This window comes from Pseudomonas sp. GW823-FHT06E10 (assembly GCF_058794995.1).
Genome location: NZ_JBXAHJ010000010.1, coordinates 95074 through 110940 on the forward strand (window position 1 = coordinate 95074; position 15867 = coordinate 110940).

The 15867-nt window shown below is 60.5% G+C and carries 13 protein-coding genes and 4 tRNA genes; 15 read left to right on the forward strand and 2 right to left on the reverse strand.

Translation table 11 applies throughout. The features are described from left to right. Positions 1 to 41 precede the first annotated feature (41 nt). The 10 genes from gltX to AC1Q6Y_RS17575 all read left to right on the forward strand — a co-directional run bounded on the left by gltX (position 42) and on the right by AC1Q6Y_RS17575 (position 6056). Positions 42 to 1523, forward strand: coding sequence for a glutamate--tRNA ligase (gene gltX / locus AC1Q6Y_RS17530; protein WP_407515330.1), 1482 nt, complete (start codon positions 42 to 44; stop codon positions 1521 to 1523). 203 nt (positions 1524 to 1726) lie between these two features. Beyond that, a tRNA-Ala gene (locus AC1Q6Y_RS17535) sits at positions 1727 to 1802 on the forward strand. A gap of 79 nt (positions 1803 to 1881) precedes the next feature. Continuing rightward, positions 1882 to 1957, forward strand: a tRNA-Glu gene (locus AC1Q6Y_RS17540). A gap of 53 nt (positions 1958 to 2010) precedes the next feature. Beyond that, positions 2011 to 2086: transfer RNA gene (locus AC1Q6Y_RS17545), tRNA-Ala, on the forward strand. A gap of 80 nt (positions 2087 to 2166) precedes the next feature. After that, positions 2167 to 2242 (forward strand) — tRNA-Glu (locus AC1Q6Y_RS17550). Between the two features lie 184 nt (positions 2243 to 2426). Beyond that, positions 2427 to 2966 carry a TetR/AcrR family transcriptional regulator gene (locus tag AC1Q6Y_RS17555; protein ID WP_057715584.1) on the forward strand — a complete coding sequence of 180 codons (540 nt, stop codon included), beginning with the start codon at positions 2427 to 2429 and terminating at the stop codon, positions 2964 to 2966. Between the two features lie 29 nt (positions 2967 to 2995). Beyond that, positions 2996 to 3829: an alpha/beta fold hydrolase gene (locus tag AC1Q6Y_RS17560; protein WP_090454212.1), complete on the forward strand. Its 834-nt coding sequence runs from the start codon at positions 2996 to 2998 to the stop codon at positions 3827 to 3829. 49 nt (positions 3830 to 3878) lie between these two features. Beyond that, a complete protein-coding gene (locus tag AC1Q6Y_RS17565) occupies positions 3879 to 4316 on the forward strand; it encodes an acyl-CoA thioesterase (RefSeq protein WP_057715582.1) in 438 nt (145 codons plus the stop codon). Positions 4317 to 4517: 201 nt separating this feature from the next. Beyond that, positions 4518 to 5477 (forward strand): tRNA dihydrouridine synthase, encoded by a 960-nt coding sequence (locus tag AC1Q6Y_RS17570; protein ID WP_492587928.1) that lies wholly within the window; start codon positions 4518 to 4520, stop codon positions 5475 to 5477. Between the two features lie 132 nt (positions 5478 to 5609). Then, the gene (locus AC1Q6Y_RS17575) at positions 5610 to 6056 is read left to right on the forward strand and encodes an Hsp20 family protein (protein ID WP_057715580.1); all 447 of its coding nucleotides are present in this window, start codon (positions 5610 to 5612) and stop codon (positions 6054 to 6056) included. A 46-nt stretch (positions 6057 to 6102) separates the two neighbouring features. Here AC1Q6Y_RS17575 and AC1Q6Y_RS17580 read toward each other — a convergent pair whose 3' ends face one another. Both AC1Q6Y_RS17580 and AC1Q6Y_RS17585 read right to left on the reverse strand, forming a co-directional pair. Further along, on the reverse strand, positions 6103 to 9381 hold the full coding sequence (locus AC1Q6Y_RS17580; RefSeq protein WP_492624877.1) for a PAS domain S-box protein: 3279 nt from the start codon (positions 9379 to 9381) through the stop codon (positions 6103 to 6105). 65 nt (positions 9382 to 9446) lie between these two features. Continuing rightward, positions 9447 to 10337, reverse strand: coding sequence for a LysR family transcriptional regulator (locus AC1Q6Y_RS17585; protein WP_057715578.1), 891 nt, complete (start codon positions 10335 to 10337; stop codon positions 9447 to 9449). Between the two features lie 148 nt (positions 10338 to 10485). Between AC1Q6Y_RS17585 and leuC the strand changes: the two genes are divergently transcribed. The 5 genes from leuC to asd all read left to right on the forward strand — a co-directional run bounded on the left by leuC (position 10486) and on the right by asd (position 15787). After that, complete coding sequence (leuC, locus tag AC1Q6Y_RS17590; protein WP_057715577.1) at positions 10486 to 11904, forward strand: 3-isopropylmalate dehydratase large subunit; 1419 nt, start codon at positions 10486 to 10488, stop codon at positions 11902 to 11904. Between the two features lie 11 nt (positions 11905 to 11915). Beyond that, a complete protein-coding gene (gene leuD / locus AC1Q6Y_RS17595) occupies positions 11916 to 12560 on the forward strand; it encodes a 3-isopropylmalate dehydratase small subunit (RefSeq protein ID WP_492624878.1) in 645 nt (214 codons plus the stop codon). Between the two features lie 147 nt (positions 12561 to 12707). Further along, positions 12708 to 13475 carry a class I SAM-dependent methyltransferase gene (locus tag AC1Q6Y_RS17600; protein WP_492624879.1) on the forward strand — a complete coding sequence of 256 codons (768 nt, stop codon included), beginning with the start codon at positions 12708 to 12710 and terminating at the stop codon, positions 13473 to 13475. Between the two features lie 50 nt (positions 13476 to 13525). After that, the gene (gene leuB, locus AC1Q6Y_RS17605) at positions 13526 to 14608 is read left to right on the forward strand and encodes a 3-isopropylmalate dehydrogenase (protein WP_007997553.1); all 1083 of its coding nucleotides are present in this window, start codon (positions 13526 to 13528) and stop codon (positions 14606 to 14608) included. A 66-nt stretch (positions 14609 to 14674) separates the two neighbouring features. After that, a complete protein-coding gene (gene asd / locus AC1Q6Y_RS17610; RefSeq protein WP_057715575.1) occupies positions 14675 to 15787 on the forward strand; it encodes an aspartate-semialdehyde dehydrogenase in 1113 nt (370 codons plus the stop codon). The last annotated feature ends 80 nt before the right edge of the window (positions 15788 to 15867 follow it).

Here is a 15867-nt window from a genome sequence, read left to right on the forward strand (position 1 = left end):
GCCTTGTTTGAACTTCGCTTTTATTCTTTTCGAGACATGCCATGACCACCGTCCGCACTCGCATCGCGCCATCGCCTACCGGGGATCCCCACGTAGGTACCGCCTATATCGCCTTGTTCAACTACTGCTTTGCCAAGCAGCACGGCGGTGAGTTCATCCTGCGGATCGAAGACACTGACCAGCTGCGTTCGACCCGCGAGTCCGAACAGCAGATTTTCGACGCCTTGCGCTGGCTCGGGATCGACTGGAGCGAAGGCCCGGATGTCGGCGGCCCGCACGGTCCGTACCGTCAAAGCGAGCGCGGCGACATTTACCAGAAGTATTGCCAGCAACTGGTCGAAATGGGCCATGCCTTCCCGTGCTTCTGCACCGCCGAAGAGCTGGACCAGATGCGCGCCGAGCAGATGGCTCGCGGCGAAACCCCGCGTTATGACGGCCGCGCGCTGCTGCTGTCCAAGGAAGAAGTCGACCGTCGCCTGGCCGCTGGCGAGCCGCACGTCATCCGTATGAAAGTACCGAGCGAAGGCGTTTGCGTGGTGCCGGACATGCTCCGTGGCGACGTTGAAATCCCGTGGGACCGCATGGACATGCAAGTCCTGATGAAGACCGACGGCCTGCCGACCTACTTCCTGGCCAACGTGGTCGACGACCACCTGATGGGCATCACCCACGTATTGCGTGGCGAAGAGTGGCTGCCATCGGCACCGAAGCTGATCCTGCTTTACGAATACTTCGGCTGGGAACAACCGGAGCTGTGCTACATGCCGCTGCTGCGTAACCCGGACAAGAGCAAGCTGTCCAAGCGCAAGAACCCGACCTCGGTGACGTTCTACGAGCGCATGGGCTTCATGCCGGAAGCGATGCTCAACTACCTGGGTCGCATGGGCTGGTCGATGCCGGACGAGCGCGAGAAGTTCTCGCTGCAGGAAATGGTCGACAACTTCGACCTCAAGCGCGTGTCCCTCGGCGGGCCGATCTTCGACATCGAGAAACTGTCGTGGCTCAACGGCCAGTGGCTGCGCGACCTGCCGGTGGAAGAGTTCGCCGCGCGCGTGCAGAAGTGGGCGTTCAATTCCGAATACATGATGAAGATCGCACCGCACGTACAGGGCCGGGTCGAAACCTTCAGCCAGGTGGCACCGCTGGCCGGGTTCTTCTTTGCCGGTGGCGTGAGCCCGGATGCGAAGTTGTTCGAATCGAAGAAGCTGTCGGGTGATCAGGTTCGTCAGTTGATGCAGTTGATCCTGTGGAAGCTCGAAAGCCTGCGTCAGTGGGAAAAGGACAGCATCACCGCGACCATTCAGGCGGTGGTCGAATCCCTGGAGCTGAAGCTGCGTGATGCCATGCCGCTGATGTTCGCTGCGATCACTGGCCAGGCCAGCTCGGTGTCGGTGCTCGATGCGATGGAAATCCTCGGGCCGGACCTGACCCGTTTCCGTCTGCGCCAGGCCATTGACCTGCTGGGCGGCGTGTCGAAGAAAGAAAACAAGGAGTGGGAAAAGCTGTTGGGCGCGATTGCCTGACACGCTTGATGAAGGGCTGATGGCCATTGTGTGTGCCCGTCGTTGGGCGCGCAGTGGTCCTCAGACCCCGATTTTTCGGGGGGGAGGGCGGTAAGTGATTGTTATGTCGGCAAAAAATTTTAATTTTTTTGAAAAATAAGTTTGACAGGCTTTCGATACGCCCTTAAGATTCGCCCCGTCCTCAGCGATGACATCAACGATGAGGGGCTATAGCTCAGCTGGGAGAGCGCTTGCATGGCATGCAAGAGGTCGACGGTTCGATCCCGTCTAGCTCCACCAATTTACACTTCAAGGTCTGGCCACACCGGCCTTGAAGCGATCAACACTCAGCGTTGATCAGTTGTATAGAAGGGTTTGCGTCCCCTTCGTCTAGTGGCCTAGGACACCGCCCTTTCACGGCGGTAACAGGGGTTCGAGTCCCCTAGGGGACGCCAGTTTTACAGAAGCGATGTTGCAAGATGTCGCTCCGCCGCGAGGCGAAAAATCCGGGGCTATAGCTCAGCTGGGAGAGCGCCTGCATGGCATGCAGGAGGTCAGCGGTTCGATCCCGCTTAGCTCCACCAATTTTACAGTTCAAGGTCTGGCCACACCGGCCTTGAATCGATCAGCACTCAGCACTGATCAGTTGTATAGAAGGGTTTGTGTCCCCTTCGTCTAGTGGCCTAGGACACCGCCCTTTCACGGCGGTAACAGGGGTTCGAGTCCCCTAGGGGACGCCACGATTACCCGCTCTGCGGGATTTATAAGGGTCATTCAATTATTGAATGGCCCTTTTGTTTGTCTGGCGTTTGGCCAAATTCCTCCATTTCCAAAAAAACTGTTCTTCAGACCAGCGGTCATGCCCATGACTTGCTAAAATTTATTATGAGAATAATATTTCAATCGTAATATTCGGAGGCAACGATGAACGATAAAAAAGCCCAAACCCGCGAACGCATCCTCAAGGCTGCCAGCGCAGCGCTGATTCAGCGCGGCCCGGCCGAGCCAAGCGTGGGCGAAGTGATGGGCGCGGCGGGCCTGACGGTCGGCGGCTTCTACGCCCACTTCGAAAGCAAGGACGCGATGATGCTGGAGGCGTTCAGGCAATTGCTCGGTCACCGCCGTGACTTGATTGCCGACATGGACGCGGAGTTGACCGGCGAAGAGCGCCGCGCGCTGGTGGCGGCGTTCTATCTGTCGCGCAAGCACCGTGATTCCTCCGAATCGGCCTGTCCGATCCCGGCATCGGTCGGCGAACTGGGGCGGCTGCCGGAAGCGTTTCGTGTCGCGCTCAATGAGCATGTGGAATTGATGGTCGCGCAGTTGGCGGCCAGCCCTGAAGAAACCGAAAAAGCCCTGGCCGACATGGCCTTGATGGTGGGTGGGCTGGCTCTGGCGCGGGCGCTGGGGCCAGGAGAGTTGTCCGATCGATTACTGCGCGCGGCCAAATCGGCAGTGCGTTGACCTGAAGGCTGCGGCCTGAGGAGAATGCGATGAGCACGTTAAAGTGGGTTCGTGGCGTTAATGGCACCTTGGGCTGGGTTGCCCCGAAACTGGTCGCAAGCAAAATGCGACAGGCGTTCATGACGCCACGGGACCTGCCGCTGCGTGACTGGGAGCTGCCACTGTTGGCCAAGTCCGAGCGGGTCACCCTGCGTTTCGGTCTCTCGGCCTTGCGTTGGGGTCAGGGCCCGGCAGTATTGCTGATGCATGGCTGGGAAGGGCGGCCGACGCAGTTTGCCAGCCTCATCACCGCGCTGGTCGATGCCGGTTACTCGGTCGTGGCCCTGGATGGTCCGGCCCACGGTCGCTCACCGGGCAGTGAAGCGAATGTGGTGCTGTTCGCCCGCGCCATGCTGGAAGCGGCCGCCGAACTGCCACCCCTGCAAGCGGTCATCGGCCACTCCATGGGCGGCGCCAGTGCGATGCTCGCGGTCCAGTTGGGCCTGCGCACCGAAACCCTGGTCAGCATTGCGGCCCCGGCGCGGATTCTTGGTGTGTTGCGTGGTTTTGCCCGCTATGTCGGGCTGCCACCGAAGGCCCGCTCGGCGTTCATTCGCCAGGTCGAGCAAGACGTCGGCATGCGAGCCGCGACGCTGGATGTCGCGCACTATCAACTCGACATGCCCGGCCTGATTGTCCACGCCGAAGACGACAACTTTGTCTCTGTGAAGGAATCCCAGCTGATCCATGAAGCCTGGTTCGACAGCCGCTTGTTGCGTTTGAAAGACGGTGGTCATCAGCGAGTGTTGGCCGACCCTCGGGTGATTGATGGCGTGTTATCACTGCTGGCCGGGCGCAGTCTGCAATCACGCCAATCCGCCTGAGCTTCCGTTACACTGCCCCGGTCGAAATTATCTGACCAGGGAGTCGGGCATGGGCTGGGATCGGGAAACGCCGTTCATCATTGATCTGCAAGTGAGCGCCGAGGACATTGACGGGTTGGGGCACGCGAACAACGCGGTCTACGTGACCTGGCTCGAACGCTGTGCCTGGCGCCACTCCCAGCGTCTTGGCCTGGACCTGGTCGAGTATCGGCGGCTGGACCGGGCGATGGCGGTGGTGCGGCACGAGATCGATTACCTGGCGGCAGCCTATGAGGACGATGAGTTGCAATTGGCGACCTGGATCGTCGATTGGGATCAGCGCCTTAAAATGACCCGGCACTTCCAGTTGGTCCGTCCCAGCGACAACACCACGCTATTGCGCGCGCAGACCACCTTCGTCTGCATCGAACTGTCCACGGGCAAGCCCAAGCGCATGCCGGCGGAGTTCATCGAGGGTTATGGCCCGGCGTTGCAAACTCCGGCCTGACACTGGTTCCTGTGGCGAGGGGGCTTGCCCCCGTTCGGCTGCGAAGCAGTCGCAAAACCTGTCGATGCATTTTATCTGACGAAATGCCGGGGCCGCTTCGCGACCCAGCGGGGGCAAGCCCCCTCGCCACAAGGGTATGCGCAAGTCTTTCGCTCGATTATCCAGTAAACTGCCGCACGTTTTTCCTCGAGTGTGTTTTTCATGCAAATTGCTTTGGCGCCCATGGAGGGGTTGGTCGACGACATCCTGCGCGACGTGCTGACCCGTGTGGGTGGTATTGACTGGTGCGTGACCGAGTTCATCCGGGTCAACGACCAGTTGCTCACACCTGCCTATTTCCACAAGTTCGGTCCGGAGTTGCTCAACGGTGCCCGGACGGCCTCCGGTGTGCCGCTGCGTGTGCAACTGCTCGGTTCCGATCCTGTGTGCCTGGCGGAAAATGCCGCGCTGGCCTGCGAGCTGGGTTCCGAAGTGATCGACCTGAACTTCGGCTGTCCGGCCAAGACCGTCAATAAATCCCGTGGTGGTGCGGTATTGCTCAAGGAACCCGAGCTGCTCAACCAGATCGTCGAGCACGTCCGTCGTGCCGTCCCCGCGCACATTCCAGTCACCGCCAAGATGCGCCTGGGCTTCGACAGCCCGGACGTCTCGCTGGTGTGTGCCACGGCCCTGGCCGAAGGCGGTGCCGAACATATCGTGGTGCATGCGCGGACCAAGGTCGACGGCTACAAGCCGCCGGCACACTGGGAGTGGATTCCGCGAGTGCAGGACGTGGTCAAGGTGCCGGTGTTCGCCAATGGCGACATCTGGAGCGTCGAAGACTGGCGTCGTTGCCGCGAGATCAGCGGCGTGGAAGACATCATGCTCGGTCGCGGCCTGGTTTCGCGCCCGGATCTCGCCCGGCAGATCGCCGCGGCGCGGGCCGGTGAAGAGGTGGTCGAGATGACCTGGGCCGAGTTGTTGCCGCTGATCCAGGACTTCTGGCTGCAAGCCAAGGCACAAATGACGCCACGCCAGTCGCCGGGCCGTCTGAAGCAATGGCTGGCGATGCTGACCCGCAATTATCCCGAGGCGGTAGAGCTCTTTACCGTGCTGCGTCGTGAGACCGAGCTGGATAACGTCTCGCGTTTGCTGGGGCTGCCGGTGGCGGAAGCGGCCTGAAACTTTTTGTAAAAAAAGCAGAAAACAATCTCTTGAAATGCAATCAGCGGTCCCTATTTAAGGATTACGCGATGCCGAATTCGGGTCGCGGAGACAAAAAACCTTGCTGATTGTTTTCAGGAGATTTGCATCATGGCTACTACATTATCCTTGGCCCCACTGTTCCGTTCCTCGGTAGGTTTCGACCGTTTCAACGACCTGTTCGAGACCGCCCTGCGCAACGAGCCAGGCAGCAGCTATCCACCCTATAACGTGGAGAAACACGGCGACGATCAATACCGCATCGTAATTGCCGCGGCCGGTTTCCAGGAAGAAGATCTGGAGCTCGAAGTCGAGAAAGGTGTGCTGACCATCAGTGGCGGTAAACGCGACGCGAACGAAGACGTCACTTATCTGTATCAGGGCATTGCCCAGCGTGCGTTCAAGCTGTCCTTCCGTCTGGCGGACCACATCGAGATCAAGGCTGCCGGCCTGAGCAACGGTCTGTTGAGCATCGACCTGCTGCGGGTGATTCCGGAAGAGGCGAAAGCCAAGCGCATCCCGATCAACGGGACGCAAAAGCCGGCTCTGCAACACTGAGTCGGAGCAAGAAGAAGGGCGCCATTGGCGCCCTTTTTTGTGCCTGTCACTTCAGCAGTTTTTGAAACTCCTCCACCGGCAACGGCAGGCTGTGCAAATACCCTTGGTAGAAGTGACACTCTAGCCCCTGCAGGAACTCAAGCTGCTCCGCCGTTTCCACCCCTTCGGCTATCACTTTCAAATCCAGGCTGTGGGCCATGGCGACGATGGCGCGGATGATCTCGGCGTCGTTCGGGTCGCTGGTGGCGTCGCGGATGAAAGACTTGTCGATTTTCAGGGTGTCGACCGGCAAGCGCTTGAGGTAGGTCAGCGAGGAGTAGCCAGTGCCGAAGTCGTCCATGGCGAAGCTCACACCGAGTTTTTTCAGGCGGCGCATTTTGCTGATGGTGTCTTCCAGGTTCTGGATCACGATGCCTTCGGTGATTTCCAGTTTCAACAGGGAGCAGGGCAGGCCATAGGTGTTCAGGCTGTTTTCGACACGTTCGACGAAATCGTTCTGGCGGAACTGGCGCGGGCTGATGTTCACGCACAGGCTGAATTTGTACGGATTCACCAGGCCGTCGTCGATCAACCGTTTGAAGGCCTGGCAGGCTTCGTCGAGGATCCAGGTACCGACCTCCAGAATCAGTCCGCTGTCTTCCAGCACCTTGATGAACTCGGCGGGTGACTGCGGGCCGAGTTCCGGATGATTCCAGCGCACCAGGGCCTCGGCACCGACGATGCGGTCGCCCCGGGCGTCGACCTGGGGTTGGTAATGCACGCGAAACTCGCCCCGGGAAAGGGCCAGGCGCAGGTCGGTTTCCATGCGCAGGCGTTCGCTCGCGGCCTTCTGCATGGTGTTGTGGTACATCTGCGTGGTATTGCGACCCGAGTCCTTGGCGCGATAGAGCGCGATGTCGGCGCGCTTGAGCAGGTCGGTCGGGGTCGAGCCGTGATCGGGGATCAGCGCAATGCCGATGCTGGGTGTCACTTGCAGTCGCTGGCCGTCGAGGAACATCGGTTCGGACAGCAGCTCGCGGATGGTGTCGGCCAGTTGGCGAACCTGATCGCTGACCTCGCTGCGCGAGCCTTCGAGACCGCTGAGCAGCACCACGAATTCGTCACCGCCCAGGCGCGCAACGGTATCTTCCATGCGCACGCTGGCCTCCAGGCGTGCGGTGATGATTTTCAGCACGGTATCGCCCACCGGGTGCCCGAGGGAGTCGTTGATGTGCTTGAAGTGGTCGAGGTCGAGGAACATCAGCGCGCCACGCAGGTTATGCCGTTTGAGCAGAGCGATCTGCTGACTCAGGCGGTCCATCAGCAGGGCGCGATTGGGCAGATTGGTCAGTGGGTCGTGGTAGGCCAGGTGGCGAATCTGCGCTTCGGCGTTTTTCAGCAGGCTGACGTCGCGCGCGGTCAGCAGCAGGCAGGCGGTTTCATTGAGGGTGATCGGTTCCACCGAGACTTCGACGGTGAGCAGTTCGCCGCGCTTGTTGCGCCCGAGCATTTCCTGGTGATGAACCCGTCCCTTGATCTGCAATTCGGCCAGCAGCGCCGAGCGTTGTTTTTCTTCGGCCCAAATCCCGACCTGGTACACCGTGCGGCCCACCACCTCCTCGGCGCGGTAGCCGGTCAGGCGGCAGAAGCCGTCGTTGACCTCCAGATAGCGTCCGGTGTCGCGCTCCGTGATGGTGATGGCGTCGGGGCTGGAGTGGAAGGCCTTGGCGAATTTCTCTTCACTGGCCTTGAGCGCCGCTTCCGAGCGCTGTTGCTGGGTGATATCGCGCAGGGTGGTGACGATGCAGGGCTGGTCGCCGACGCTGATCTGGCGGCTGGAAATCACACAAGTCAGGGTCTGTCCTTCCTTGTGCTGGACCAGAATGGCCACGTTGTTCAGGCCTTGTTCGCGGATCACTTGTTCGATTCGTCGCAGGCTTTTCGCCGAAGCGTCCCACAGGCCGATTTCGTCGGCGCTGCGGCCGATCACATCGGCGGTGCTCCAGCCGAAGGTCTGGGTGAAGCTGGAGTTGATTTCAATGAACTGGCCGGAGTCCTGGCGGGTGACGCAGATCGGATCGGGGCTGACCTGGAACAGCGTGGCGAATTTCTCTTCGGAGGCCACCAGCCGTTGTTCGCGCTCCACCTGATCAGTGATGTCGAGCAAGGTGCCGGCCATACGCACCGGCACACCGTTGTCATCGCGGTAGAGGCGGGCACGGCTTTCCAGATAGCGCGAGGTGCCGTCGGGCAATTGCACGCGGTAGGTCAATTGATAGTTGCCGGCCGGGCCTTCACGCAGACTGCGGTAAGCGTCGCGCATGGTGTCGCGTTCTTCGCCGGGCACGCCTTCGAAGAACTCGTCGAAGGACTCGTGGAAGGGCTTGGCGTCCAGACCGTGCAGTTGGGCGGCCCGTGCCGATCCGTAGAGCATGCCGCTGGGAATGTGCCAGTCCCAGGTGCCGAGTTGCGCCGAGTCCAGTGCCAGGTCGAGGCGTTCCTGGCTGTCCTTGAGGGCCTGTTCGGCGACTTTGCGCTCGGTGGTGTCAAGGAACGTGCTCAGTAGATAGGGCTGGCCTTCGAGCTCGACCTTTTGCGCACTGAGGATGCCGTCGTGGACCTGGCCATTGCTGGCGCGAAACTGCACTTCCATGCTGACCAGGTCGCCTTTGGCTTTGGTGGCCTTGACCAGTTCGGCCCGTTGTTCGGGATGCACCCACAGGCCCAGTTCCAGGGTGGTGCGGCCGATCGCGTTTTGCACCGGCCAGCCGAACAGGCTTTCGAAATACTGGTTGGCTTCGGTGATCAGGCCGTCTTCCTGGCGGGTCAGCAGGACCATGTTGGGGCACAGGTGGAACAGGGTGGCGAAGCGTTTTTCCGAGCTGCTCAACGCCTGTTCGCGCTGGCGCTGGTGGGTAATCTCGCGGATTACACCGATCATCCGTGGCCGGCCGTGCTTGTCCGGTAACAGGCTGCCGCTGATTTCCAGCCAGTGCAGGCTGCCATCGGGCCAGCGGATGCGGTGATGCATCGCTTGCTCCAGCGGTGCGCCAGCGATGACTGCGTGGAACGCGCGAACGGTTTTCGCGCGATCCTCCGGAGGCAGCAAGTCGAGGTATTCCAGATCCGATGGCAACGGTTTGCGGGGATCGAAGCCGAACAGCGCCTGCGTGCCCCGGGACCAACTGATCTTTCCGCGCTCGATGTCCCAATACCACGCACCCAAGCGCGCGCCGTTGAGCGCGGCCAACAATTGCGGGGCACTTTCCCAGCTCTGTTCGGAGCTTTTCGGGTCAAGTGCCTGTATACGCGGCATTGGCGGAATACGGTCAACAGATTTGGGCATTGGCAAGCCTTGGGCTGAATGGGCGTTTGGGGCAGGAATTCGCGGCTCTACAGGATTAGCACAGCTTAGCCTTGAGTCCCTGGCTGATCGAGTTGAGCGTCCAGCAAGGCCATGAAGGCCCGCGCAGCATTCGACAGCGTCCTTTCTGTGTGCAAGATATAGCCTAGCTGGCGAGTGAGCTGTATGCCCGGCAAAGGTATGCGCGCCACCTGGTCATCGAGCATGGTGCGCGGCAAAACGCTCCAGGCCAGGCCGATCGAGACCATCATCTTGATGGTTTCCAGGTAGTTGGTGCTCATGGCGATGTTTGGCGTCAGGCCCTGGGCTTCAAACAGCCGCTGCACAATGTGGTGGGTAAAGGTATTGCCACCGGGGAAGACCGCCGGGTGTCGGGCGATGTCCGCCAGGCTGACCTTGCCGTTATTGAGCAACGAATGCTCCGGGGCAACCACGAAATCCAGCGGGTCGTCCCATACCGGGGTGGCCTTGACCAGCGCATGGGGTTCTGGCGCCAGGGTAATGACCGCCAGTTCGGCGCGGCCATGGAGAATTTCCTCGTAGGCCACTTCCGAATCGAGGAACTGAATATCCAGCGCCACTTGTGGGTAGAGTCGGGTGAACTCCCTCAGCAAGGGCGGCAAACGGTGCAAGCCGATGTGGTGACTGGTGGCCAGGGTCAGACGGCCGGTCACCTCGCCGGTGAGGTTGGTCAGGGCTCTGCGCGTATCATCGAGGACATTGAGAATCTGATAAGCCCGCGGCAGCAGGGCGCGCCCGGCCTCGGTCAGGCCCACTTCACGACCCAGACGGTCGAACAACCGCACCTTCAATTGCTGCTCCAGCCCGGCGATGCGCTTGCTGATGGCCGGCTGGGTCAGGTGCAGCCGTTCCCCGGCGCCGGAGAAGCTTCCGGTCTCGGCGATGGCAATAAAGGCATTGAGGTTGGCCAGGTCCATAGTTGCATTCCAGTTGGTTATCCAAAGCATAAAAAATATGAATTTGAGTTATTTAATGTAACCCCATAGGATCAGCCTCACAAGCCAAGGGGTTATTGAGTCGCTCAAGACCCAGGGCATAGAAACAAGCTGATGAGGAAACCGTCTGATGGCCGGCAAAACGCTCTACGACAAGCTCTGGGATTCGCATTTGGTCAAGCAGCGCGACGATGGCTCTGCGCTGATCTACATCGATCGTCACATCATCCACGAAGTGACCTCTCCGCAAGCCTTCGAAGGCCTGCGTCTGGCCGGGCGCAAGCCATGGCGCATCGATGCCAACATCGCGACCCCGGACCACAACGTACCGACCACGCCGGAGCGCAAGGGCGGCATCGACGCCATCGTTGACCAGGTTTCGCGCCTGCAAGTCCAGACCCTCGATGACAACTGCGATGAATACGGCATTGTCGAGTTCAAGATGAACGACGTTCGCCAGGGCATCGTCCATGTCATCGGCCCGGAGCAAGGCGCAACCTTGCCCGGCATGACCGTGGTCTGCGGCGACTCCCATACCTCGACCCATGGCGCATTCGGCGCATTGGCTCACGGTATCGGCACTTCCGAGGTCGAGCATGTGCTCGCCACCCAGTGCCTGGTCGCCAAGAAAATGAAAAACATGCTGGTGCGCGTCGAAGGCCAATTGCCGTTCGGCGTGACCGCCAAGGACATCGTGCTCGCGGTGATCGGCAAGATTGGCACCGCCGGCGGTAACGGCCACGCCATCGAGTTCGCCGGCAGCGCGATTCGCGACCTGTCCGTCGAAGGCCGCATGACCATCTGCAACATGTCCATCGAGGCCGGCGCTCGCGTAGGCCTGGTGGCTGCGGACGAAAAAACTGTGGCTTACGTCAAGGGCCGTCCATTTGCCCCGAAAGGCGCGGAATGGGACCTGGCCGTTGAAGCCTGGAAAGACCTGGTGTCTGACGCCGATGCCACGTTTGATACGGTTGTCGAGCTCGATGCGACCCAGATCAAGCCGCAAGTCAGCTGGGGTACTTCGCCTGAGATGGTGCTGGCGGTAGACCAGAACGTGCCGGATCCTGCGAAGGAAATGGACCTGGTCAAGCGCGACTCCATCGTCCGTGCCTTGAAGTACATGGGTTTGACCGCCAATCAGGCGATCACCGACATTCAGCTCGACCGCGTGTTCATCGGTTCCTGCACCAACTCGCGGATCGAAGACCTGCGTGCGGCGGCCGTGATCGCCAAGGGCCGTAAAGTGGCCTCGACCATCAAGCAGGCCATCGTGGTGCCGGGCTCGGGCTTGGTTAAAGCCCAGGCTGAATCGGAAGGCCTGGACAAGATTTTCCTCGAAGCCGGTTTCGAATGGCGTGAGCCGGGTTGCTCGATGTGCCTGGCGATGAACCCGGACCGCCTGGAGTCCGGTGAGCATTGCGCCTCGACCTCCAATCGTAACTTTGAAGGCCGTCAGGGTGCCGGTGGTCGTACTCACCTCGTCAGCCCGGCCATGGCCGCAGCCGCTGCTATAAACGGTCGTTTCGTCGACGTCCGTGAATTGATCTGAAGGAGCGCAGCATGAAAGCTTTTACCCAGCACACTGGTCTTGTCGCGCCTTTGGATCGTGCCAACGTCGACACCGACCAGATCATCCCGAAGCAGTTCTTGAAGTCGATCAAGCGCACGGGCTTTGGCCCGAACCTGTTCGATGAATGGCGCTACCTGGATGTGGGCCAGCCTTACCAGGACAACTCCAAGCGTCCGCTGAACAAGGACTTCGTCCTCAACGCCGAACGTTACCAGGGCGCCAGCGTGTTGCTGGCCCGCGAGAACTTCGGTTGCGGCTCCAGCCGTGAACACGCGCCGTGGGCGCTGGAAGAGTACGGTTTCCGCAGCATCATCGCGCCGAGCTATGCCGACATCTTCTTCAACAACAGCTTCAAGAACGGCTTGCTGCCGATCATCCTGAGCGACGCCGAAGTCGACGAACTGTTCCAGCAGGTCGAGGCCAATCCGGGCTATCAGTTGCAGGTTGACCTGCAGGCCCAGACCGTGACCCGTCCGGATGGCAAGGTGTTGAGCTTTGAGATTGATGCGTTTCGCAAGCATTGCCTGTTGAACGGCCTGGACGATATCGGCCTGACCTTGCAGGACAGCGATGCGATTGCGGCATTTGAGGCCAAACATCGTGCGAGCCAGCCTTGGTTGTTTCGCGACGCTTGAATTTGCGTAAGACGTAATGACGCCATCGCGAGCAAGCTCGCTCCCACATTGGATTTGCGGCGTTCACAAAACCTGTGGGAGCGGGCTTGCTCGCGAAGACGGCAGCCCAGATACCACAAGGCTAAAACCTGAAAAAGGAAGTCCCTCATGACCAGCACCGCCCAGCACAGCCAGGTAGTCCAGAAGCAATTCGGTGAACAGGCCTCGGCCTACCTGAGCAGCGCCGTACACGCTCAGGGCACCGAATTCGCACTGCTACAGGCCGAACTGGCGGGGCAGGGCGAGGCCAGGGTCCTGGATCTGGGGTGCGGCGCAGGTCACGTGAGTTTTCACGTAGCCTCATTGGTGAAAGAGGTGGTGGCCTACGACCTGTCGCAGCAAATGCTCGACGTGGTCGCTGCCGCTGCTGTCGACCGTGGCTTGAGCAACGTAACCACGGTCAACGGTGCCGCCGAGCGCCTGCCGTTCGCCGATGGCGAATTCGATTTCGTCTTCAGCCGCTATTCGGCGCACCATTGGAGCGACCTGGGCGTGGCCCTGCGGGAGGTGCGTCGAGTCCTGAAGCCGGGCGGTGTGGCGGCGTTCGTCGACGTGTTGTCACCGGGTAGCCCGCTGTTCGACACTTACCTGCAAAGCGTCGAAGTGCTGCGCGATACCAGCCATGTGCGCGATTATTCCGCTGGCGAGTGGTTGCGCCAGGTCAGCGAGGCGGGGCTGCACACCCGCAGTACCACCCGTCAGCGCTTGCGCCTGGAATACAACAGCTGGGTCGAGCGCATGCGCACACCGCAAGTGATGCGCGCGGCGATCTGCGAGTTGCAGCAGTCGATGGGCAATGAAGTGCGCGAATATTTTGAGATTGAGGCCGATGGTTCGTTCAGTACGGATGTGCTGGTACTGATGGCCGAGCGATAGAATTTTTCCGGGTGCGCCCAAGGCGCACCGACTGATGACATGAGGAAAGCATGAGCAAGCAGATTCTGATTCTCCCAGGTGACGGTATTGGCCCGGAAATCATGGCCGAAGCGGTCAAGGTGCTGGAATTGGCCAGCGACAAGTTCGCCCTGGGTTTCGAACTGAGCCACGACGTGATCGGTGGCGCTGCCATCGACAAGCACGGCGTGCCGTTGGCCGACGAGACTCTGGAGCGTGCCCGCGCGGCCGACGCCGTGTTGCTGGGCGCCGTTGGCGGCCCGAAATGGGATGCCATCGAACGTGACATCCGCCCTGAACGCGGTCTGCTGAAAATCCGTGCGCAACTGGGCCTGTTCGGCAACCTGCGTCCGGCGATCCTGTACCCGCAACTGGCCGAGGCTTCCAGCCTGAAGCCGGAAATCGTGGCCGGCCTGGACATCCTGATCGTTCGCGAGCTGACCGGTGGCATCTACTTCGGCGCGCCTCGTGGTACCCGTACCCTGGAAAACGGCGAGCGTCAGTCCTATGACACCCTGCCGTACAGCGAAAGCGAAATCCGCCGCATCGCCCGTGTCGGTTTCGACATGGCCATGGTCCGTGGCAAGAAGCTGTGCTCGGTGGACAAGGCCAACGTACTGGCCTCCAGCCAACTGTGGCGTGAAGTGGTCGAACAAGTGGCCAAGGATTATCCTGAAGTCGAACTGAGCCACATGTACGTCGACAACGCCGCGATGCAGCTGGTGCGCGCACCGAAGCAGTTCGACGTGATCGTTACCGACAACATGTTCGGCGACATCCTGTCCGACCAGGCCTCGATGCTCACCGGTTCCATCGGCATGCTGCCGTCGGCGTCCCTGGACACCAACAACAAGGGCATGTACGAGCCGTGCCACGGTTCGGCCCCGGACATCGCGGGCAAGGGCATCGCCAACCCGCTGGCGACCATTTTGTCGGTGTCGATGATGTTGCGTTACAGCTTCAACCAGCAGGCCGCGGCCGATGCCATCGAGAAAGCCGTCAGCCTGGTGCTGGATCAGGGCTTGCGCACCGGTGACATCTGGTCGGCCGGTTGCACTAAAGTCGGTACGCAGGAAATGGGTGACGCAGTAGTCGCCGCGCTGCGGAATCTGTAATCTCTCGGGCCCGCTGCCAAATTCAAGACAAGGCAGCGGCCCACATTTCAAGAAGGTGTAGTTGCGATGAAACGTGTAGGTCTGATCGGTTGGCGCGGCATGGTCGGTTCCGTGCTCATGCAGCGGATGCTGGAAGAGCAGGATTTCGATCTTATCGAGCCGGTGTTTTTCACCACTTCCAATGTCGGTGGCCAAGGCCCGTCCGTGGGCAAGGACATTGCTCCGCTCAAGGACGCTTACAGCATTGAAGAGCTGAAAACCCTCGACGTGATTCTGACCTGCCAGGGTGGCGACTACACCAGCGAAGTCTTCCCCAAGCTGCGTGAAGCCGGCTGGCAGGGTTACTGGATCGACGCCGCTTCCAGCCTGCGTATGCAGGATGACGCGGTGATCGTTCTGGATCCGGTCAACCGCAAGGTCATCGACCAGCAACTGGACGCGGGCACCAAAAACTACATCGGCGGCAACTGCACCGTCAGCCTGATGCTGATGGGCCTCGGTGGCCTGTTCGAGGCTGGCCTGGTGGAGTGGATGAGCGCCATGACTTATCAGGCGGCCTCCGGTGCCGGCGCGCAGAACATGCGTGAACTGATCAAGCAAATGGGCGCGACCCACGCCGCTGTTGCCGATCAACTGGCCGATCCGGCCAGCGCGATCCTCGACATCGACCGCCGTGTGGCTGAAGCCATGCGCAGCGACGCTTACCCGACTGAAAACTTCGGCGTACCGTTGGCCGGCAGCCTGATCCCGTGGATCGACAAGGAACTGCCGAACGGTCAGAGCCGCGAAGAGTGGAAGGCCCAGGCCGAGACCAACAAGATCCTCGGTCGCTTCAAGAGCCCGATCCCGGTCGATGGCATCTGCGTGCGCATCGGCGCCATGCGCTGCCACAGCCAGGCACTGACCATCAAGCTGAACAAAGACGTACCGATCGCTGATATCGAAGGGTTGATCAGCCAGCACAACCCTTGGGTCAAGCTGGTGCCGAACAACCGCGAAACCAGCATTCAGGAGCTGAGCCCGAACAAGGTCACCGGCACCCTGAACATCCCGGTTGGTCGTCTGCGCAAGCTGAACATGGGTTCGCAATTCGTCGGTGCGTTCACCGTCGGCGACCAGCTGCTGTGGGGCGCGGCCGAACCGCTGCGTCGCATGCTGCGGATCCTGCTCGAGCGTTGATCGGTTGATGCAATGAAAGAACCCGCGCCTTGAACGAGGCGCGGGTTTTTTATTCCCGGCAACCTGATGTTTATGGGTTG

Excerpts from the sequence above, each read along its gene's own strand:
- gltX (WP_407515330.1), top strand. The coding sequence starts at position 42 with ATGACCACCGTCCGCACTCGCATCGCGCCATCGCCTACCGGGGATCCC.
- AC1Q6Y_RS17555 (WP_057715584.1), top strand. The coding sequence starts at position 2,427 with ATGAACGATAAAAAAGCCCAAACCCGCGAACGCATCCTCAAGGCTGCC.
- AC1Q6Y_RS17560 (WP_090454212.1), top strand. The coding sequence starts at position 2,996 with ATGAGCACGTTAAAGTGGGTTCGTGGCGTTAATGGCACCTTGGGCTGG.
- AC1Q6Y_RS17565 (WP_057715582.1), top strand. The coding sequence starts at position 3,879 with ATGGGCTGGGATCGGGAAACGCCGTTCATCATTGATCTGCAAGTGAGC.
- AC1Q6Y_RS17570 (WP_492587928.1), top strand. The coding sequence starts at position 4,518 with ATGCAAATTGCTTTGGCGCCCATGGAGGGGTTGGTCGACGACATCCTG.
- AC1Q6Y_RS17575 (WP_057715580.1), top strand. The coding sequence starts at position 5,610 with ATGGCTACTACATTATCCTTGGCCCCACTGTTCCGTTCCTCGGTAGGT.
- AC1Q6Y_RS17580 (WP_492624877.1), bottom strand. The coding sequence starts at position 9,381 with ATGCCCAAATCTGTTGACCGTATTCCGCCAATGCCGCGTATACAGGCA.
- AC1Q6Y_RS17585 (WP_057715578.1), bottom strand. The coding sequence starts at position 10,337 with ATGGACCTGGCCAACCTCAATGCCTTTATTGCCATCGCCGAGACCGGA.
- leuC (WP_057715577.1), top strand. The coding sequence starts at position 10,486 with ATGGCCGGCAAAACGCTCTACGACAAGCTCTGGGATTCGCATTTGGTC.
- leuD (WP_492624878.1), top strand. The coding sequence starts at position 11,916 with ATGAAAGCTTTTACCCAGCACACTGGTCTTGTCGCGCCTTTGGATCGT.
- AC1Q6Y_RS17600 (WP_492624879.1), top strand. The coding sequence starts at position 12,708 with ATGACCAGCACCGCCCAGCACAGCCAGGTAGTCCAGAAGCAATTCGGT.
- leuB (WP_007997553.1), top strand. The coding sequence starts at position 13,526 with ATGAGCAAGCAGATTCTGATTCTCCCAGGTGACGGTATTGGCCCGGAA.
- asd (WP_057715575.1), top strand. The coding sequence starts at position 14,675 with ATGAAACGTGTAGGTCTGATCGGTTGGCGCGGCATGGTCGGTTCCGTG.